15 protein-coding genes are annotated in these 21,433 nt (G+C 56.6%); 10 read left to right on the forward strand and 5 right to left on the reverse strand.

From position 1 onward, the window contains the following. Positions 1-46: 46 nt before the first annotated feature. Genes F0Q04_RS17345 through F0Q04_RS17355 form a run of 3 tightly spaced genes read left to right on the forward strand, consistent with a single transcriptional unit; the run spans position 47 to position 8,494 of the window. On the forward strand, positions 47-3,223 hold the full coding sequence (locus F0Q04_RS17345) for a site-specific DNA-methyltransferase (protein ID WP_182342463.1): 3,177 nt from the start codon (positions 47-49) through the stop codon (positions 3,221-3,223). Next, positions 3,223-6,609 (forward strand): DEAD/DEAH box helicase family protein, encoded by a 3,387-nt coding sequence (locus tag F0Q04_RS17350; protein ID WP_182342466.1) that lies wholly within the window; start codon positions 3,223-3,225, stop codon positions 6,607-6,609. Before F0Q04_RS17345 ends, F0Q04_RS17350 begins: the two co-directional genes overlap by 1 nt. Before the next feature lie 52 nt (positions 6,610-6,661). Next, the gene (locus F0Q04_RS17355; RefSeq protein ID WP_182342469.1) at positions 6,662-8,494 is read left to right on the forward strand and encodes a DUF262 domain-containing protein; all 1,833 of its coding nucleotides are present in this window, start codon (positions 6,662-6,664) and stop codon (positions 8,492-8,494) included. Between the two features lie 189 nt (positions 8,495-8,683). Here F0Q04_RS17355 and F0Q04_RS17360 read toward each other — a convergent pair whose 3' ends face one another. From F0Q04_RS17360 to F0Q04_RS17380, 5 genes are all read right to left on the reverse strand, one after another. Next, the gene (locus F0Q04_RS17360; RefSeq protein WP_182342472.1) at positions 8,684-9,343 is read right to left on the reverse strand and encodes a hypothetical protein; all 660 of its coding nucleotides are present in this window, start codon (positions 9,341-9,343) and stop codon (positions 8,684-8,686) included. Beyond that, positions 9,336-10,427, reverse strand: coding sequence for a phage capsid protein (locus F0Q04_RS17365; protein ID WP_182342475.1), 1,092 nt, complete (start codon positions 10,425-10,427; stop codon positions 9,336-9,338). Before F0Q04_RS17365 ends, F0Q04_RS17360 begins: the two co-directional genes overlap by 8 nt. Before the next feature lie 97 nt (positions 10,428-10,524). Continuing rightward, the gene (locus F0Q04_RS17370; protein WP_182342478.1) at positions 10,525-11,553 is read right to left on the reverse strand and encodes a YqaJ viral recombinase family protein; all 1,029 of its coding nucleotides are present in this window, start codon (positions 11,551-11,553) and stop codon (positions 10,525-10,527) included. Between the two features lie 143 nt (positions 11,554-11,696). Beyond that, entirely contained in the window at positions 11,697-12,692 is a 996-nt protein-coding gene (locus F0Q04_RS17375; RefSeq protein WP_182342480.1) for a DUF932 domain-containing protein, read from the reverse strand. A gap of 18 nt (positions 12,693-12,710) precedes the next feature. After that, complete coding sequence (locus F0Q04_RS17380; protein WP_232539386.1) at positions 12,711-13,034, reverse strand: hypothetical protein; 324 nt, start codon at positions 13,032-13,034, stop codon at positions 12,711-12,713. A 418-nt stretch (positions 13,035-13,452) separates the two neighbouring features. Between F0Q04_RS17380 and F0Q04_RS17385 the strand changes: the two genes are divergently transcribed. From F0Q04_RS17385 to F0Q04_RS17420, 7 genes are all read left to right on the forward strand, one after another. After that, on the forward strand, positions 13,453-15,219 hold the full coding sequence (locus tag F0Q04_RS17385; RefSeq protein WP_182345762.1) for a DEAD/DEAH box helicase: 1,767 nt from the start codon (positions 13,453-13,455) through the stop codon (positions 15,217-15,219). A gap of 581 nt (positions 15,220-15,800) precedes the next feature. After that, positions 15,801-16,796, forward strand: coding sequence for an HNH endonuclease (locus F0Q04_RS17390; protein WP_182342482.1), 996 nt, complete (start codon positions 15,801-15,803; stop codon positions 16,794-16,796). 510 nt (positions 16,797-17,306) lie between these two features. Beyond that, positions 17,307-18,371, forward strand: a complete 1,065-nt coding sequence (locus F0Q04_RS17395; RefSeq protein ID WP_232539387.1) for a Sir2 family NAD-dependent protein deacetylase — start codon at positions 17,307-17,309, stop codon at positions 18,369-18,371. A 256-nt stretch (positions 18,372-18,627) separates the two neighbouring features. Continuing rightward, complete coding sequence (locus tag F0Q04_RS17400) at positions 18,628-19,101, forward strand: HAD domain-containing protein (RefSeq protein ID WP_182342485.1); 474 nt, start codon at positions 18,628-18,630, stop codon at positions 19,099-19,101. Between the two features lie 64 nt (positions 19,102-19,165). Next, positions 19,166-19,627, forward strand: coding sequence for a hypothetical protein (locus F0Q04_RS17405; protein ID WP_182342488.1), 462 nt, complete (start codon positions 19,166-19,168; stop codon positions 19,625-19,627). Between the two features lie 195 nt (positions 19,628-19,822). Continuing rightward, positions 19,823-20,557 (forward strand): hypothetical protein, encoded by a 735-nt coding sequence (locus F0Q04_RS17415; RefSeq protein WP_182342494.1) that lies wholly within the window; start codon positions 19,823-19,825, stop codon positions 20,555-20,557. Further along, positions 20,544-21,407, forward strand: a complete 864-nt coding sequence (locus F0Q04_RS17420; protein WP_182342497.1) for a PP2C family protein-serine/threonine phosphatase — start codon at positions 20,544-20,546, stop codon at positions 21,405-21,407. The genes F0Q04_RS17415 and F0Q04_RS17420 overlap by 14 nt, the downstream gene beginning before the upstream one ends. Positions 21,408-21,433 lie beyond the last annotated feature (26 nt).

Genomic DNA, 21,433 nt, shown 5'->3' on the forward strand with positions numbered 1-21,433 from the left:
ACACAAATCCTTTAAAGAATCAGAAATCCCGAGATCGGTGCAAATCATGACTAACAAAAACAATCCGAAATTCCAGGAGCTCGTCGCCAAGTTGCGCGAGATCTTTCAGATAGATCGTCCAGAACTGGATTTCGGTATCTACCGCATCCTCAACGCCCGCGCGGGCGAGATCAATGACTACTTGCAAAACCGGCTGGCGGAGAAGGTCCAACAAGCGCTCTCTGCAGGCTCTACCGAAAGTAACAAGCAACTGCAAGTCGAGTTGCAGGAAGCCGAGAAGAAGGCCCAAGCCTTGGGCGTCAGCCCCGAAGCCGTGCCCAAGGTGCTGGAACTGCGCACAAAGCTGCAGGAGACAGCAGCAGGCAATAACGAACACGAAAATGCTGTGTTCTCCCATCTGCTGACCTTTTTCTCGCGGTATTACCAAAATGGCGACTTTATTAGCCAGCGCCGCTACAAGGGCGATACCTACGCCATCCCGTACGCGGGCGAAGAGGTGATGCTGCACTGGGCCAACAAGGATCAGTACTACACGAAGAGCGGCGAGAACTTCAGCAACTACAGCTTCAAGTTGGAAGATGGCCGCACGGTGCATTTCCGCCTCGCCGCCGCCGACACCGCCAAAGACAACCGCAAGGACAACGACAAGGAACGTCGATTTGCCCTGGTAGCGGCCAAGACCGTTACCCGCGTGGATGAAAACGGCGACGAGGTCGAAGAAGAGCTGGTGCCAGTGGCGGAAGTTTCAGGCAGTGACGGCGACCAGGAGCTGATCATCCGCTTCGAGTACGCTGCCCAGCCCAAAGGCACCAAGCAGGAGGTGCTGGTCACCAAGGCCGTAGAGGTCGTGCTGGCGGACGCAGTCGTCAAGGCCCGCTGGCTGGCCCTGGGCCAGCGCGCACCTACAGAGAAAAACCCGCAGCGCACCCTGCTGGAAAAACACCTGAACGACTACACCACCAAGAACACGGCGGACTACTTCATCCACAAGGATCTGGGTGGTTTCCTGCGGCGTGAGCTGGACTTCTACATCAAGAACGAAGTCATACATCTAGATGATGTGCAGAACGCGAGCGCGTTCGCGGACATCGAGAAGAACCTTCGGATGATCCAGTGCTTGCGCGGCATCGCGCTGGAGCTGATCACTTTCTTGGCCCAGTTGGAGGACTTCCAAAAAATGCTGTGGCTTAAGAAGAAGTTCGTGGTTTCCAGCCACTACTGCATCACGTTGGATCGGGTGCCGGAAGCGCTATGGGAGGAGGTGGCGGCGAACGAGCAGCAGTGGGCGCGGTGGAAACAGCTGGGCGTTTGGGATGGCGATGGGGCCGGCACGGTGGATGACTTGAAGGGTGCACCGTATCGAATGGTGGATACGAGTCTGTTTTTGACCGATTTCACAGCCCGTTTGCTGAATCAAGTGGCCGATATAGACGAAACAACAAATGGCATTCTCGTACACGGCGACAACTTTCAAGGGCTCTCTCTTCTTCAAACGAAGTACAAGAGCGAAGTTAACTGCATTTATATCGACCCCCCATACAACACAGATGCAACCGTAATTGAATATAAAAATGGCTACAGGGACTCAAGTTGGCTTTCTTTGATTTCTTCTCGCTTGCCTGCTGGCAAGAGTCTTCTTCGAGAAGAGGGTGTTCATATATTGACAATTGATGACTACGAACACTCGGCCGTGAGGCAACTTTTGGATATTGAGTTCGGATCAGAAAATTTCCTGGCAACAGCTGTAATCAGAAACAATCCATCCGGAAGATCAACTGTTAAGGGATTTTCTGTGAACCATGAATTCGCAATTTTTCATGGTGCCAACGCGGAAAGATCTAGTGTCGGGAGGCTAGAGCATAACGATGAGCAAAAAGGAAGATACGACCTCATAGATGAAGTTGGACCATACGAGTGGGAGAACTTTAGAAAAAGCAGCGCAGGATCAGATAGGGCCAGTCGGCCAAAGCAGTTTTATCCAATCTATGTAAACAAAAATACCTTGTCGCTAAGGATTCCTGAACTTAGGTGGATCGACGAAATTACTGCGTATGACATTTTGGATCAGCCTGAATCTACTGAACTGATCGTTTATCCGGTTGATGGAAGCGGCACGGAAAAGGTTTGGCGCTGGGGGCTTGAAAGAGCAAGAAAAGATTCGAATACTCTTATGGCTAAGTGGACCAAGGACGATACACGCCTTGAAGTTTACGGGCGCAAGTATCTAAATCAAGAGGGTTTGCTCCCAAGAACCTGGTGGGACAAACCTGATTACTCAGCCCGAGACAATGGAACCAGATTACTGCGAGATATGTTCGAGTCGAATGTGCCATTCGATTTTCCAAAAGCTTTAAATGCGGTTATTGACAGCATAAAAATTGGATGCACAGCACCTTACGGCATCGTACTCGACTACTTTGGTGGAAGCGGAACTACGGCTCATGCTGCTATCGAATTGCGACGAACCGCCAAAATGGCTGGAAAAGACTACGATGTTAAATTTATCCTCATCGAACAAGGAGAGTACTTTGATGCGGTAACGAAATCGCGAGCAATCAAGGCCACTTATTCTTCGAAGTGGAAAGATGGTAAGCCGACAGAACCAAAATCTGGTTTTTCCAATTGCTTCAAGGTCATTAAGCTCGAAAGCTACGAAGACACCCTGAACAACCTGCAACTGCGCCGTACGTCCGCGCAGGGCGATCTGCTGAACACCCTGCCGCAGCAGGCCAAGGAGGACTACCTGCTCAACTACCTGCTAGACGTGGAAAGCCGTGGCTCGCTACTGTCGGTAGAGGATTTCAAGAAGCCCTTCGACTACACCCTCAACGTGGCCGTGGACTCGGCGGGCGCGTTCGAGCCGCGCAAGATCGATCTGGTCGAGACCTTCAATTTCCTGATCGGCCTGCGGGTCAAGCACATCGACGCCCAGCCGCAGCGCGGCTTCGTCACGGTCACCGGCACGCTGCCCAGTGGTGAAACCTGCCTCGTGCTGTGGCGCGACTGTGATGTTCTGGACTACGAAGGCATCAGCAAGCTCTGCGACAAACTGGCCATCAACCCGGCGGACAACGAGTTCGACGTGGTTTACATCAACGGCGACCACAACATCCCCACCGTGCTGACGCAAACCGCCGAGGAAGGCGGTGTCACCCGCGTGCTCAAGCTGCGCCAGATCGAGCCGGAGTTTCTGGAGCGCATGTTCTCCGTGGAGGACATCTGATGGCACGGCCACGCAAGACGACTGCCGCTGCTGGCGGCACTGCGACCGCTCGTAGTGGTGGCAAGAAGCGCAGCTTCCATCAGGAACTGGTGCTCAACCGCTGGGTGCTGGGTTTTTTTCAGGGCGGCACACTGGCGGCACTAAAGATGCGCCTGGGCGATGACCGCCTCGAGGGCAGCGACGAGGACGGCCAGACCAAGTTCTTCCACGAGCTAACGCGAGGATTGTTCGATCCCAACAAGGTGCCTGAGGCAGACCTGCGGCGCTACGACTTGAACATCGTTGCCCACTGGCAGGCCATCACCGCCCAGCGCAACAAGATGGAGGGCCATGAGCTGCAGATGAAGTACTTCCAGTATCTCTCGCTGCTGTTCACCGAACTGTATCTGGACTGGTATTTCAACCACCGCCAAGACCTGCTCGACGGGCTGAACGAGGAAATGGCGCGCTACCGCACCGAGGCGGGCGCAGAACCTTTCCGCGATTTCGAAGCGGACGACCTGAACAAGATCGCCTTCTGGAATGCCACCGGCAGCGGCAAGACGCTGCTGCTGCACGTCAACGTCCGCCAATACCTGCACTACTTTCAAGCGGGACACATCGATCAGCTTCCAGACAAGATTATTTTGCTCACGCCCAACGAGGGCTTGAGCTTGCAGCACTTGGACGAGCTACAGCTTTCAGGCTTTACGGGGCAGCTGTTCAATAAGTCGCTTTCCATGAGCTACCGTGGTGCCATTGAGGTCATTGACATCAACAAGCTCGGCGACCAAATGGGCGATAAGACTGTCGCCGTAGAGGCCTTCGAAGGCAATAACCTAGTACTGGTGGACGAAGGCCATCGTGGTACGGGCACAGCAGCAGGCGCCTGGATGGCGCGACGCGAGGCGCTGGTCCGTGGTGGTTTTGCCTTCGAGTACTCGGCCACCTTCGGGCAGGCGGTGGCCAAGGGCATGACCGTGGCGGCAGCGGAAGAAGACATCCAGAAGAAGCGCGCCAAGATGCTGTTCAACACCACCAGCCTGCGCAGTCTGGACGACGGACAAAAGGCGCAACTCGCGCTGACCGCCGAGGACAAGCGCCGCGCTCGCATCACCGCTACGCGCGAGATTTACGCCAAGTGCATCCTCTTCGATTACTCGTACAAGTTCTTCTATGAGGACGGCTACGGCAAAGAGTCGCTGATCCTCAACATGAATGGCGATGCCTACGAGCAAGCAGACAACGCGCGCAAGTATTTCACCGCCTGCCTGTTGGCCTACTACCAGCAGCTATGGCTGTGGAGCATGCACCGCGACAAACTCGCCGACTTCAACATCGAGAAGCCACTCTGGGTTTTCGTTGGCAACACGGTGTCAGGCGAGGAGTCGGACATCCTGGAAGTGGTGAACTTCCTCGCCGACTTCCTGAACAGCGAAGCGCAGATCAAGAGCTGGCTGACCGACCTGATTGCGGACAAGGCGCAGATTTTGGACGCCAAGGGCAATAACATCTTCAGCGGGCGTTTCACGCCCCTGATGGGCTTCGGCGGTCGCGTGGATGATCTGTACGCCGACATCCTGCTGCGCGTGTTCAATGCCTCGGCCCGCCAGAGATTGAAACTGGTCAACATCAAGAGCAGCAAGGGTGAGCTGGCGTTGCGCGTGGGCGATGCAGAGCCCTTCGGCCTCATCAACATCGGCGACGATGCGGGCTTCTTCGGGATGGCGGAGGACGTGGAGGCCTTCGATAGCGAACGCGACGACTTCGGCGGCGCGCTGTTCGGCACGCTGAACAACAAGGACAGCCACCTCAACGTGCTGATCGGCTCGCGCAAATTCACGGAAGGCTGGAGCAGTTGGCGCGTGTCCACGATGGGTCTGCTGAACATGGGCCAGGGTGAAGGCTCGCAGATCATCCAGTTGTTCGGACGCGGGGTGCGCCTCAAGGGCAAGGGATTCTCGCTCAAGCGCACCCTGCCGCAGGACCGACCCAAGGGCGTGCATCTGGACAAGCTGGAGGCGCTGAACATCTTCGGCGTGCGCGCCAGCTACATGGCCGCGTTCAAAGAGTACCTGCGGGAGGAAGGCATCACGCCCAGCGATGAAGTGCTGGAGCTGGACTTCCCAACGCGGGCCAACCTGCCCAAAGGCAAACTCAAGACCTTGGCGCTGAAGGATGGCTACAAGGACAACCAGAAACTTGGGTTCAAGCGCACACACTTTCCGTGGCTGTACGAAATACCCACGCAGTTCCAGGGCAAGATCAAGCCCCCCCATGTGGTACTCGACCTGTACCCGCGTGTCGAAGCGCTGTCCAGCAAGGACAAGGGCACAATCCCCACGACGGAAGCCCGCAACAAGGGCAAGCTGAATCAGACGCTGTTCCCGGCTTTCAATTGGGATCGCATCTATCTGGCGTTGCAGGATTACAAGTTGCAGCGCAGCTGGAGCAACCTGCGGTTGGAACAGCAGAAGCTGATTGACTTCTGTGCGGGCACGCAGGATTGGTACACGCTGTTCATCCCGGCGGCGGAACTGAACGTGACGACCTTCGCCGACATCCGCAAGCAGGAAGACATCCTGCTTCGACTGCTGACGGACTACACCGACCGCTTCTACAAGGCCCTGAAGACGGGCTACGAAGGCCAGTTCTACGACATCACCCACATCGATGAAGATCACGGGTCGATGCTCAAGCTGTACCAGTTCGAGATCGAGAACAGCGACGACGGTCTGGAATATCAGGCGAAGCTGGAAGTGCTGAAGAAGCTGGTGGCGGACGGCAAGATCGGCGAGGCCAGCAAATGGAACGCACCACACATGGTCGCCATCAGCTTCGACCGCCACTTGTACTACCCGCTGCTGGCATTGGAGGACAAGGATGCGGTGCCGCTGAAGCTGCGTCCGTTGGCGTTTGACGCGCCGAGCGAATGGGACTTTGTCCGCGATCTGGAGGCGTTCTACAACTCCAGCGAAGGCAAGGAAGCGATTGGCCCGCGCAGTCTGTACCTGCTGCGCAATGCGGATCGGGAAGAGAAAGGCCTGGGCTTTGCGTTGGCGGGCAACTTCTATCCGGACTTCCTGCTGTGGCTGGTGGACGATGCCAGCGGCAAGCAGTGGCTGACCTTCGTCGATCCGAAGGGTCTGCGCAATCTCGACCTGTCGCACCCCAAGCTGGGTCTGTACAAGGAAGTGAAGACTCTGGAAACGACGCTGGCGGGACAGGCCAAGGCGGGCGAAGCGCCGCTCGTCCTGAATGCCTTTGTCCTCTCGCCAACGAAGTTTGCCGACCTGCTCAACGTGGGCGACCCGACAAAAAAGGCCGATCTGGAAAGCCGCAACGTGTTGTTCATGGAAGATGGTGCCAGCACCTACTTGAAGAAGTTGTTCCAGGTGCTGGTCTGAACAATCGCTAGTTCCCAGCTTTGTGCATTGAAAGATTTAGAGAAGACGAGACATGGCCCGCATCGAAAACCACAAATACAGCATTGAGGAAGCCTTCAGGGAGTGCTTCTACATCGTCCCGGATTACCAGCGCGAGTACGTCTGGACGGACAAGGAAGTGCATCAGCTACTGGAGGACATCGGCGAACAGATCGATGCGGGCACAACACGGGAATACTTCATCGGCACGGTGCTGGTGTCGCCGACCGATCAGAAGAACCACTACGAGGTCATCGACGGCCAGCAACGTCTGACCACGTTCTTCCTGTTACTGTGCGCGTTGCGGAACTTCCTGCAACAGGAACCGGAAGCCCAGCACCTCAACCGGCTGATTTCCGACAGCTACACCGGTAGTACCGGGATCGTGACTCGTCTCAAGCTTGATCCCCGTTACGAAAGCGCGGCTGAGGTCATGGTTAAGGTGGTCGAGATCAATGGCGATCCCGTGGCCGTGCGCTCCGGCGTTCAGGCATCGGGGATCGCCAGCTTCGGATCGCTGGAAAACCTCATCAACGCCTACTCAACGTTGTACCGTTATCTGAAAGACAACTACGACGACGCCGCCAAGCTCAAGAAGTATTGGTTCTATCTCGCTACAAACGTCGTGTTCATCCAGATCTCCACTGACGTCAGCAGCGCGCTGAAGATTTTCGAGACCATCAACGAACGCGGCGTGGGCCTGAACCCGATGGACTTGCTGAAAAACCTGCTGTTCACGCAGGTCAAGCAAGCCCAGTTCACCCAACTCAAGGACGAGTGGAAGAAGATCACCAAGCCGCTGGAGAAGCAAAAGGAAAAGCCGCTACGCTTCCTGCGCTACTTCCTGATGGCCAACTACGCCATCAAGAACGAACGCGGGGACGCGGTAGTCCGCGAGGACGAAATCTACGACTGGTTCATCGCGAAGGACAACGCGACACTGTGCGATTACGCAGGCAAGCCCTTCGAGTTCGTGCGCAAGGTGATTCGCAACGTCGAGCACTACCTGGCCTTCGCCAATGGCCTCGGTAACGATGGAAAGCCGAGTCTGGCGATGGACAGCCTGAAGCGGCTGGCAGGCGGCGCGTTCAGTTTGCACTTCGTCCTGCTGCTTGCAGCGGCGAATTTCCCCAAGCCGCTGTTCGACCATTTCGTGGCGCAGCTGGAAAGCTTCCTCTTCTACTACATCTTCACCAAGACGCCAACCAAGGATCTGGAACGCAGCTTCTCCCAATGGGCCGACGAGCTGCGCACGATTGCAGAGACGACCGATCCGGTGAAGCAGAAGGCTCAGCTCAACGCGTTCATCGCCGAGCGCTTCGAGAAGAACATGGCGGGCAAATCACAGGAGCTGGCCGACGCCCTCAAGCGTTTCACGCTGTACTCGATGCAGCAGTACCGCACGCGCTATCTGCTGGCGCGCCTAACGCAGCACGTCGAGATGGCGTTCAGCGGGCTGAAGGTGCCGGGCAGTCTGGAGCCTTTCACCAATCTGGAAATCGAGCACATCCTGCCCAACAAGCCAGAGGACGATCTGCGCGGCAGGTGGGCGGCCGAAAACCCGGAGATGGCCTACGACGACTACAAGAACCGGCTGGGCAACCTGACCTTGCTGGAGAAGCCCATCAACATCGTTGCTGGCAATGATTTCTACAAAGGTAAGCAGATCGAATACAGCAAGAGCGGCAACTACTTGACTCGCAGTCTGGTGGCGCTAACCGACGTTGGGCAAAACACGTCCATTTCGCGAATTAACGCAAAGCTGGCGGCATTCCCCGCATGGAATGCCGCAACCATCGAAAAACGGCACGCAATGCTCATCGCCCTGGCGCAGAATGTCTGGAAAACCACCGCTATCGATGTCTGATCAAGGGCTGTGCGACGGAGCTTGTTCTGCCGCACTACTCTCTATCTCACGCATGAAATGGCATTAACAGTCTAACGCTTCCATCACTTGTCGAGTGTGATCGGAATCAGTATATTCAGGAAAAAAAGATCTCAGAAAGAACTACCTACCAAAAGGCAGGCGATCTAAAGAGACCCAAGTGAATTGGTCTTATGCTGGCTTTATTTCAACCAAGGAACTGAGCACAGCACGCCATGCGTGACCGTCTACGCTGCGGACCATCCAGCCCCCAGAATCCAAGAACGTAGCTTTCGCCCCATAGCCAGATGCCCACGGCGGACTCAACTCTCGTCCAACCAACAACATTGAAACCGGCTGATCGTTCAACGCACAGAGCGAAGCAGGCTTTACCTCCACACCAACTAACCACACCCAACACGGCGGTATCTGCCGCAGTTCATGCTGACGCTCCAAACGGGCAATCGCGCCACCACCAGATCCAATGGTATTTGCGACCTTGTGAATGAGTTCCTGACCTGGTCCGAATTGCACATCAATTTCGAATGTTGGCAAAATCTCTCGCAACGCAGAAGCCACATTTGCAGGATCACCTGTTGGAACAGGCGACTTCTGCATACGCGTCAGCGACACAGGACGCTGCCCCAAAACAGAGGCGCAGCAACGCACGCACCATCCGGCACCTTCCGGGTCATCTTCAACGGCCCACGGATACGCGGCTGATCCCATATCTAGTCGCGCCCAGCTTCTGCGTCCCGATCGGGATCGTGTCTGGTAATCCCACATGCTGTCGAAGCACAGGCCACGCATGTAGTGGTGCTGCACGCCTCCAGTGTGCGCACGATCATCCATGGCTGACCTCCCGCTGGCGCATTCTTGGCTGAACGTCTGCCGTGACGTGTTCGTTGCTCGATGGATAAAACTCCTGGACGATCTCAGCAGCTTCCGCACTCAACTCCTCGAACAGTCCCAAGGCATAGCCCGTTCTTGCCGCTTGCTCTAATGCACCCTGATCGTGACCAGTCTTGCAGTCATGCGCTGCTGCATCTATGGCTTGGCCGATGGCTACGTCCAATGCCATGCCATCCCGAACACCAAGATCCACGTAGTAGATTGGTGTCCTGCGTGACATGGTGGTGGATTTGGCGCGCAGGCGAATTTCCAGAGGAAGATACGCAAGCAAACCGCCACTCACCGCCTGAAGATACTGCATGCGTGTCAGCAAGGTACGCATAGAGTTTATGCCTGTCGTTCTCAGCACAAAGGTGCTCAGTGCATCCGCCTGACATTCCGGATGATCAATGCGGACATGGAAGCGTCCGAAGGGTTTGCAGCCCCCATCGATGGCCAATGCGCATAGATCCGGACCTTCACACGGCATGGATTCAATGCCTTTGGCTGTCATGCGCTTGCATGTCTGCCCATCGCCCACGCAGATGGGCCGTGCCGTGGCACGATCAAACAACGTGTAGTTGGCACGCAGGTTCAATGCGGGATCATTGAACAAGACCCTCACCGGAATGCTGCGCAATTTGGTTCGCGCCGATGTCGTGTTCGACGGAGCATGTTCATGCACGCTTGCGAGCGCGTCCTCCGAATTACTCGATTCGACAGTCTGGGTTTTCTTGGCATCGGTTGCTCGCTTCGCCAGCTTGGAGCGAAGCGTGGCGGGCGCTTGTGCCGGTGCAGAAAACTCTTCAGGCAAATGCGGAAGCTCTTTGACTTCAACCCCATTGACCATCAACTGCCGATCTTCCAATTCCCTGCGCAGAATGCCATCCATGGGATGGAGCATCCAGCCATTGCGGCTTTGCACCTGGGTCGTGATGGTGAACTCGTCATCCTTTTCAGGAAGACGCTTGCCATTGCGCTCCACGACCCGGCCAATCGAAATTCGGCCCACCACGGGCGGGGTCATCATCAGACCTTTGATCATGTGTTTCTCCATTCATAAAAGCAAAAGACCCGTCTGCCTTGTCTGGCGGACGGGTCCTATGCGTTGGGTTGGTAAATTGCTTGGTTGTGTGTAGTGTTCAGTTCTCTGCGTGAAGCAGAAACCGCCGGGAACCTGATTTGGTGCCCATGTATGCCTTGGCAATCTCCGGTTGCTCTTGCTGCAACAGCGCTGCATTGAAGACCTTGCTGTCCTTGCTTCGCTTCCAGCTGACTGTCCCTCCTGCAAATCTGGCAAAGCTGGCTGCACCCATGCGTTGCTGGATCTGGTGCTTGAGCAAGGCTTCTTGAGATTCCCAATCGCTCATGAGTTGGCGAACCTGTAGGAGTTGGGCAAAGGCGCCAGACGCCGCCTCGTCCTCCGACAAATCGATGTCCTCCCCTGTGTCTTGCGGATACAGGCATCGAAGTGCAGCTGAAGCACTTTCCGACGCATCGACGGGAGGCTCTTTCTCCGCCTTGACCAGCTCCCAGAATTGCTCCTCCAAAGCAATCAATTGGGCGATCATGGTCTCGTCGCGTTCGATCCGATGCACTTGCAGTTCCTGTCCGCAGATGAGCACGGCAACGTCAGCGGCCTGCTTGCCGGTGACCGCCAGTTGATGCATGACCTGCAGTTGGATGTACTCAGGCACGCCGTCCTTCCAGAACTTGGCGCCGTTGATGCCTGCGGTCTTGCATTCCAGGATCTGGACATCTGGAGCCCCGACCACTTCCCGGTCGATGTTGGCCAGCATCCATGGGATCTGGGGATGGCCCAGCACCGCATTCACGCGACGCACACGGTTGCCGGTGCGTTTGGTGTAGTGCGCTGCCACAATGGGTTCCAGCAAAGTGCCCCAATACATGGGACTGGTTTCGTCATTGGGATCCACCGCAGGCAGGAGATCTCCCTTGCCGGTTTTGTGCATCCATAGCTCCAGTTGGGACTGGTAGGGATTCAGTCCCACAGCGGCCGCTGCATCCGAGCTGCCGATTCCCTTGCGACGAACATCCAGCCAGGTCTCACGCGGCATGTTCTTGGTGGACACCAATCGCAGAGCGGGACGGGTGTTGGTTGACCTCTCTGCAGTGACTTGCACTGCCGGTGTTAAAACGGTAACGGGCATAGTGCCTCCTGAAGATTCCAGCCCCACAAAGCACAAAGCCCTCACCGCACTGGCGAGGGCTTTGCCTTATAGAGAGATGGTTGGGTTGGTTGAGAATGAACGAGTGGTGATGGATTGCATTCGAACGGTCAGACGACCAATGGCTACGCGACCAGTTGCAATGCGTGCTCCAAGGCACGCTGCTTGAATGCAGCCCCTTGGCCGAACCAAGCGCTGTCCAAGCGGTTGTCCTGGCTGCGTGCTTGTTTCTCGTGGTCTACGAACTCGGTCACTGCACTGAGCAAGCCCCATGCGGTGTCCTTGGCGGCCTGCAATTCAGCACCACGACCATGGCCTTCGAACAAGGTTTGCACCTTCTTGAGGGCCCGTTCGTTGGCAAGGCCCTGTACACCTGAGCCTCCGCCCTCCCCCACTTGATCTGTCTGGCAGATCACCTTGAGGAAGTAGTTCATGGCTTCATGCGTCTTGACCTTGCGCTCTGCCAGGGTCTTCATGCGGTACATGAAGCTGTCCCATTGGCCGACAGCAATACCGAGTTGGCGTTTGACGGCCTGTGCATCGAAGCTGGTGGAGTGCGGAACCTTGATGACGCCCAATCCCAAACCGGCTCCCTGCAAAGCAATAGCCAACGTGTTGTTGCACACCACACGAACTGACGTTGGAATTGCCATAGTGGCGAGGGTTCCGTCGCATGACGTTGCCAGCAGCAGATAGCTGTGAACGACATCGTTGCCTTTTAGACATGCAGATTTTCCGGTGCGGGCTAATGCCCAGAAACGTCGGCCTGCTTTGAGCACACCAGCGGTTTCGAGCTCGAAGCCTGCAACTTCGGACAGATCGCGGTAGAACTCCAGCACCTCCTGGGGTTGCACAACCTTGTAGCGCTGACTCACCACCGACAATGCAGCGTTGGTGTCACTGCGATAAAGCACCTTCTGTTCTGGAAACTCCAAAGCTTCGCCATACAGGGCATCAGCATCACCAGTTGCCATGTAACGCACGGGCGTTTCCTGAATCTTCCACTGCATGCCAGCGGCCTCTGCCCAGACATTGATGGATTGCTTTTTAGGCAATGCGTGGCCCAGTTGGTGCCAAGGGGTTTGGCCGGTGTAGGCCATGGTGTCGATCAGATGGGACATGAGAAAACTCCTTGAAGATCAAATATGAAAGACGTGACCGCAGTCTTGGCACACATAGTTGTCGAGGTAGGTGTGGTCGATTTGCTCACCGATACGGCCTCCAACTTCGTGACCCACGGTGCCGCCTACTACGCCACCGATGAGTGCGCCCAGCAAAGTGCCTAGCGCGCTGCCCACCGGGCCTGCGACCATGCCCACGGAGGCACCGGTTGATGCGCCTTGCACCGCACCGGCTACACCGGTCGCCGTGCCTGCAGCGCCGCCTACGCGCTGACCGATCTGTTTGGCTACGCCTTTGCTGCGCACATTGACGGACTGGCAGCGGGAACATTGGATTGACATGAATACTCCTGACGTAAAAAAACGCCCTGGGCATTGAGCCGAGGGCGCTGAGATGAATGAAAGAGGTTGATACTGCGTCAGTTCAAAGCGAACTTGTCTCGCATCACGTCAAGAATATATTGCCGAAAAATTTTTATTTGAAGGTCAGACTAAGGCTGGTCTCCGACGTTCGCTCACTGTCCCAGCTTACTTTCCCGCACACCTGCAAACGGTTCGAGAGTGTCAGTTCGCAGAACTGGCTGTCACCGGTCATGTCTACTCGGTCTGAGTGAATGTGATGTAGTGCAGGTTGGATGTGGGAACCGGAATACGCGCCGATCACCGAGCGGAAGCACGTGCTTGGGGTATCCTCAGCCACACTAGGGAGGAGAACAACGTGGCGGTATTGATTCCTGCAATGGGAGCCTGCGCTGGTCGGATGACGGCAGGTGAGCGTCGTTTGGCCGAGCGGCTGGAGCAAAAACTCGATGACGACTACATGCTCTGGTACGACGTCCCCATCGGTCCCAAGCAAACGCACCCAGATTTTGTCGTGATCCACCCACGCCGTGGCATCCTGATTCTTGAAACCAAGGACTGGCGGTTGGATACGGTTCAGGAGGCGACCAAACAAGCGTGGACACTCAGGGTTGAAGGCAGACCCAAAGTCGTTATTAATCCAGCCGCACAGGCCCGGCACTGCGCCATCCAGGTCGTCAACGCGCTTGAGCGAGATTCGCAACTGATACAGAGCGAAGGGCCGCATCAAGGAAAGCTGTCATTTCCATGGGGGAGCGGTGTTGTTTTCACCAACATCACGCGCAAGCAATTCGAAGACTCCGAACTGAATCGCGCTATTGATGAACATCTCGTCATCTGCAAGGACGAGATGTTGGAATCCGTCGATGCAGAAGCCTTTCAACAGCGGTTGTGGAACATGTTGCCTCACGCATTTGGCAAGGCCATCTCCGTGCCACAACTGGAGCGGGTGCGGTGGATCATGTTCCCGCAGGTACGCGTTCCGGTGCAAGGCAGTCTGCTACCCGATGACGCGGACGATCTGCCGGACATCATGAGGGTCATGGATCTGCAGCAAGAGCAACTCGCACGTAGCTTGGGAGATGGACATCGTGTTATCCACGGGGTTGCAGGCTCAGGCAAGACCATGATTTTAGGCTATCGCGCCGAGCATCTTGCCAAGTCATCTTCGGCCAAGCCCATCCTAGTGCTTTGCTACAACGAACCGTTGGCTGTAAAGATGAATGCTTGGTTCACCGCCAAGGGGCTTGCCGACCGCGTCCACGCTCGCAACTTCCACAAGTGGTGCCGCCAGCAATTGGTGGCCTATGGCCAAACATTGCCCGCTCAGGGCGCTGGCATGTTCGATCAGATGGTGGAGTTCGTGATCCGCAGCGTAGATCGACAACAAATTCCATCCGGGCAGTATCAAGCGGTCTTGGTGGATGAGGGACACGATTTTCAACCCGAATGGCTCAAGCTCGTCACCCAGATGGTTGACCCCGAGACCAACAGTTTACTGATCTTGTACGACAGCGCACAGAACATCTACGGCAAAAGCAAGGCCCGTGGGTTCAGTTTCAGGAGCGTGGGTATCCAAGCCTCAGGTCGCACCACCATTCTCAAGATCAACTACCGCAATACCAAGCAGATCCTGCAGATCGCCAACCGTGTTGCAGCAGAGTTCTTGCAGCCCGATGCGCAAGACGATGATGGCGTCCCACTGGTGCAGCCAATCAGTTGCGGTCGCGATGGACAGGAGCCATTGATCGTGCGCCTGCCCACGTACAAAGACGAGCCAGCCAAGATTGCAGAGCTTCTTGCCGCTGCGCATCAGGAAGGCCACGCATGGGGCGATATGGCCATACTCTGCCGAGATCACGAATCCATGAATCAATGCGCAGTAGCGCTTGCCCACCGCAAACTGCCTCATCGTGTGCGGCATCGGTCAGGGGACTTCGATCCGTTGGCAGACACCATCAAAGTCATGACTATGCACGCGAGCAAGGGACTGGAGTTTCCGGTGGTAGCGATTGCCGGAGTCGGTCAAATGCCTCGCGAAGGCGAAGAGCCAGCGGACGAGGCCAAGCTGTTCTATGTGGCGGCCACACGGGCGACCCAGAAGCTGGTGCTTACGGTCGCAGGTACAGGGGCCTTTGCGAGCGCTCTAGACGCAGCACCTGAATAGGACGGACAGTATTTGAATCCCAGGAATGTGCATTTGGACTTGCTACTTTGTCGGAAAAAGGCTGGCTGCCGTCATTCCGTTTTGGTGGATTGATGACCGCTGCCACCTATAGCAGCCATTGGGCTTGTCGCATCCCGAGTGACAGCTCCTCCGTCAGCAGCAGAACTTTCGCAAGGGCGACCAAGTTCCGTGGCTCCACGCAGGTCAAAGGCTGCTTTCACGAGTTGCGAACTGGCGGTGCCGACCCGAAGCGATATCTCTGAGCAAGCATAGAGAAGCGCCAAATGATGCATATGTTACATTTCTTGTAACTCAGTCGGGCAGGACATGCACCCTGGCGGTAGGTTAGCGATCGGCTTATAAAAAATCTTTGTTCATTCCTAGAATGACCTCACGCTCCGCTGCACCGACCACGTTTATCGGCCGGCGAATTAAAAGTTAAGCCACATAGAACTATTGTCGGGGGTATATGGCTTGAAAGCAGTAGAGACTCTGCAAGAGACTGGTTGGGCTGGCCACAGTAGTGAAGCCGTGCCGTTTAGCGGCGGTGTGAGATTTTTTCTCAAGAAAATGGGGGGATCATGCGCAAAGGATTAGATCGGGTCGTCGATGCATTGAGGCTAGCAGCAGCTGGGCTGGACCAGCTTTTCGAACGCAAGGGGATTAAGTCCCACATGATGCCCAACCCAGATGGGCACCCTTGGATTCGCGTCATGCATCCCATGCACGAAGTGCGCTTCATAGGGATCACGCCAAACCGCGGAGATGGCCCGATATACTTGAAGCTGCGCGTATTTCTGTACGAGCAATACAAAGATGAGTTTGATCGGTTGCTGTTGGGCAAATTCTTCTCATTTGAAGGGGTGGCGCTGCTACGCAATCCCGCATATCCGGGCGCGTCTTGGTTGCGTTATTTGGAGGATGAAGGTAGACCCGTTGTCGGTTACGAAACAACAATCAATGTGTCCGCTTGGCCTGACGAAACCTTTAATGCCCGCATTCACTCTCTGTGCGAGGAATTTTGCTTTTTCGCTAGGGCTGTTGTGACTGGTGGCGCTGAATACGACGCGCTGCCGGACACTAGGCCTAGCAAACCTGCACCTGCGTGGCTTCGTGATGAGGCGGCGCTAGAGGAGCTACAGGCCAATTCTGACCTTAGCGAGTCAGAAATTTTGGCTTTGGTGAAGATCCGTATAGGGCAGAGCAACTACCGGCAGCAGCTCATCCAGAGATGGGGTGGCTGCTCGGTGACGGGCTGCAAATTGACGGAATTCCTCATCGCATCCCACATTCATGCTTGGGGCAAGTGCGAAAGCGCTGATGAGCGCTGGGATCCAGATAACGGACTGCTCCTCACACCAAGCCTAGATAAACTTTTCGACCGCGGATTAATTGGTTTCGACGACAGCGGTTACGTGGTGATCCATCCTAATCTGGCACGCGGCCAAATGCATCACTTCGGAGTCGATCAGAACATTCGATTACGAAGAGATGTGCTTAACAAGCATCTAGGCATCATGAAGTACCTCAAGCGTCACAGACAAGTCAACGGGTTGGAGCCGATTTCAGTTGCTTAGAAACTATAAGCGAACCTGTTCGATTGACTGCATTCAGTCTGACTGCTGCTGCCTTCAGAGATGCTTTCAAGGACTGCTTCTGGCCGCGTTGAGCCTTAGGTTGAGGCTGCCGAAAGCTGACTTTGGCTGGCGCGGCTGTCGAATCGAAGGGCGGCTTTCTGGAGCGGCTTCGCACTTATCTTACCGGCCACAAGCCGTCAGCCGAACCCCGAAATCATACGGCCGTCCACGACCTCACCGTTGGCAGTTCTTATCTTCGACGCCTGTCATGACCTCCTCCAGCTTAAGCCTGTGAATTTGCACACCGATCCCTATCAATCAGTCTGAACCAGCACGCAACGCGGCTATTGGGCAAAAAGACGGTAAAAAAGGGCCGCTGCGGTCGACTTGCAGCCGGTGATTTGCAAGTCCGACAGGCCCCTAGCGCTTGATGGATATGCGCTACAGGACAATTTGCTGAAATTTTCGGCACACGACACAGCTTGTCGCACATCGGCCCATGATGGCGGCATGACCACCGAAACACCCTCCACCGGCCGCGGCGACCCGCTGTACCTGCGCGCACGCCAGCTCGTGCTCTTTCGCCGCGACCCCGGCATTGCCAACCTACAGCGCGCCCTTCGCATCGGCTACCAACACGCCACGCACCTGCGAGACGCCATGCGCGGCGACATCCTGGACTGCGATGATCTGGGCCAAAACTGGCGCATTGCCGAAGGCGCCCACAACGGGCCCGACTTGCTGCTGCAAGAAAAAATCGTCCAGGCCGCCCACTGGGTCCGCACCGCGCACAGCATGGTTGTGGCGGCAGGCGCAGGCATGGGCATCGATTCCGGCCTGCCCGACTACCGGGGCGACGAAGGTTTTTGGCGCGCCTATCCCGCGCTGGGCCGCAGCCGCCTGCGGTTTGAAAGCATCGCCTCGCCCCAGGCATTCCAGGAGCGCCCCGCAACCGCTTGGGGCTTCTATGGCCACCGGCTCAGTCTGTACCGAGCCACTACGCCGCACTCTGGCTTCGACCTGCTCCACGCCTGGGGGCAGCGCATGCAGCAAGGCTGCTTCGTGTTCACCAGCAATGTGAACGGACACTTTCAAAAGGCGGGCTTCCCGTCCGCCCGCGTGTACGAGTGCCACGGCTCCCTCCACCGGCTGCAATGCACGGTCAACTGCCAAGGCAGCATCTGGCCCACGGTGGACCTGTACCCTCAGGTGAACGACGCCGCGTGCGAATGGCTGGGCGATCTGCCCACATGCCCCCACTGCGGAGCGTTGGCGCGGCCCAATATCCAGATGTTCGACGACTGGCACTGGAACGAAAAGCGCAGCGCCCAGCAGCGCATGCTGCTCGACATGTGGCTGGACAGCGCTCATGCCCCTTTAGTCATCGAGATTGGCGCGGGCCGCGCCCTGCCCACGGTGCGCAACTTCACCCGGCGCATGCAGCAGCGCGGCAGCCGGCTGATCCGCATCAATTTGCATGAGGCAAACATCCACAACCCCGGCGACATTGAACTGGCGCTGGGGGCCAAGGAGGCTCTGGAAGGGATTGCGGCACAGCTGCTTCAACACCACTGAACATGCCCCAGCATTTTTCCGCAAGGCGTTCGGGCGCTGGCTCGGGCAGAACCGTCGCCAATTCAACCAACCGCCCCGCATCACGTTGCAGCGCAGTGACTACCGAGTCTGTGCTATTAAACAGCGCCTACGAATGAAAGGGGCAATTTCTGAAGGTCCTCCATACCCAGCGCAACCTGCTGTAGGTGACACGATTTACCATGCTCATGCCGGATGATTCCTGCAGCCCCCCTGATGTACCGGAGTCATTTCGCCGATGGTTGATTTTCTTTTTCTGGACTTCGATGGGGTGCTGCACCCCCAATATGATGGCGAGCCGACGCCCAAAGAGATCTGCTTTTGCCATCTACCCAGGTTTGAGGCGGTGATGCGCCGGCATTCCGGTGTGCAAATCGTCCTCAGTTCCACATGGCGCCAGCAATTTGGCCTGCCGCAACTGCGCGCCATGTTTTCTGCAGACATTGCGCAACGCATTGTCGGAACTACGCCCACCTATCCGGTTGACGGGCCACCACGCTTGCACGTAAGGGAATGGGAAATACTCCAATGGCTGCAAGAACACCACGCTGCCGACAAACCATGGATTGCATTAGACGATTCGCAGGGTGATTTTCGGAACTGCAAGCACCGGGTCGTCTTCTGCCACCCATGGGAGGGACTGAGCGAACACCGGGCTGCTGAACTTGACCAGACGCTACAGAACTCCATCCTTACGCCCAGCCGATCCTGATCCACCGGAAGCGACACACTTCGTCGCACCCGTGCCGGATGATGCAGCTATGCAAGGAGTCGCCATGCCTCAACTGATCCACACCATCGACCACATCGCCCGCATCCAACAGCGCGGCGTGCTGAGGCTCTTGTTCTACGACCGCGCCCTCAAGGAGCGACTGGAAGCAGCTCCGCCAGACGACCAGCTTGATGCCCAGCAGCAATGGCGGGATCACCGGCTGGAAGCCTGGGAAACCCTGCTCGTCCGCCAGCAGATTATCGACTGGCTGGACGCCAAAGACATCGTCTGGCAGCCCTGCGCGCCCTTCATGTTCGGCTGGGTGATGATGGGCGGCTACATGGGCGACATTTACCTGGACGTGCCCTGTGACAAGGACTTGCCGCTGTACCAGGCATTGGAAGCGTATCTTCAATACCCGGACGACCGCATGCGCTTCGACAATGTGATGTTCTTCTACCTGCCGCTGGAGTTGGCGATGGAAAAAGCCGAGCAGGATGAACCTGGCTTCATTGACGAGATATGAGAAAAATAAAAATGAGAAATCCCGAACGAATCCCCGCAATCCTTAATGCACTTCAGGAGGTGTGGAAGAAACACCCTGACTGGCGGCTTGGACAACTACTGATCAATGTCGCGAATCGCCCTGAGCCATGCCCTCGGCTTTTTAACTTAGAGGATGATTTACTCCTGCAACTTCTTCTAGAAATTTCGAAATCCGATGACAGCAAATCCAATTTTTGAAACATGGGCCAAGTCCTATTCAGGCTGCGACGGCGGAGACATTGGCAGCCCTGAACGTCGTGCCATCTGGCTGTGCGGTATCGAGTGGGGCGGATCCCGCACTGCCGAAGATCTCCAGGCAGAAATGCAGCGTGATGAATCCCACCCGCGCGAGGGCTACGACCATGCCTCGCACAACCTGGCCTACATCTTCAACCGTCAGGCCCTGAAAATACTTAGCGCCATTGATGGCATAAACGTATCTGGCTACCGCGACTTCTGCAGCCGTGCCAAGCCCTTCACTCAGGGCTCAAGCGGCTACTTCAAGCTGAACCTCTACCCTGTAGCCTTCAAGGATACCAGTCAGTCCCGCTGGCATGAGCAGTACGCCGCCGTAACGGGTTTTTCCTCCAAGCAGGAGTACATCGATTGGTGCAAGATCCACCGTTTTGGGCAAATGCGAAAATGGGCGAGCACTGCTCGGCCCAAGCTTATTTTGTGCTTGGGCAAGCAATATCGCGCCGACTTCAAGCTGGCATTTCACGAGGAAAGTGCCACGTTTAACCACGAATTCATCGATGGCCGCGACCTGTGGTGGAGCCTCAATGCGGAAGGTACGCTTGTCGTAATCATCCCCTTCATGGTTAACAGCCATGGCCTGACTCGAAATGACAGTATTCAGGTATTCGGCGATCGAATTGCCCGGCTGATGGAACTGCATGGCTGCCGGTAAACAAAACAGCCTGCGCGTCACGGCCTTCCAACAATCCATGCACCCTAAAGCCCTGCGCCACGCTCGCCCGGTGCCGCAGCAGGATGCCTTGGCGCTACAAACGCTGAACGAGCGCCACGTCCAGCAAACGCCGCTCGGCCAATGGGCTTGCGATGCGCCTGGCGGCTTTGCATGGCTGTCGGTGGCCGATGGCGTGGCATCCAGCCCCCACGCAGACCTGGCCAGCCGCAGTTTCTTGCAGGTGTTGCACTCCGCCCAAATCACAACCCCACTACAAGCCCGGCAACTGCCAGGGATGGTGCGTCAGGCGCGGCAGGATTGGCTGGCCCGGTACCTGAAACCCCGTACCCGTGGCGCAGCCTGCACGCTGGCAAGCCTGTTGTATGTCGATGGACAAGTGTGCGCCGTCAACAGCGGCGATGCACGCATCTGGCGCCTGCGCCCGCAAGCCGATGGCAGTGTGCAGTGGCTACAACTGAGCCGCGACCACACGGCCTGGCAGCAGATGCTGGACGAAGGCGAGGCCGACGCCGGGCAGGCGGATACTTACGCTTCCATCTACCAGGGTCTGCTGCACTGCCTGGTGCTGGATGCAGATGACGACGCAGGCGAAGACGGCACCGTGCCGGACGACTGGCTGCACATCTGGCACGGGCAAACGACCCCCGGCGATGCCTACCTGTTGGCCACCGATGGACTGCACGGCACTCTGGACGATGTGCAGATGCAGGCCATCTGGCAGGCTGCGCCATCGTCGCACGACGGTCTGTGCGCATTGCACGATGCATTCCGGCGGGCGGGAGCACAGGATGATGTTTCAGTGGTCTTGCTGCATGCTAGCAACTACTGATAAAAGCTCAGAATTGAAAGCTATCA

Source organism: Comamonas koreensis (assembly GCF_014076495.1).
In the GTDB taxonomy this organism is placed as follows: domain Bacteria; phylum Pseudomonadota; class Gammaproteobacteria; order Burkholderiales; family Burkholderiaceae_C; genus Comamonas; species Comamonas squillarum.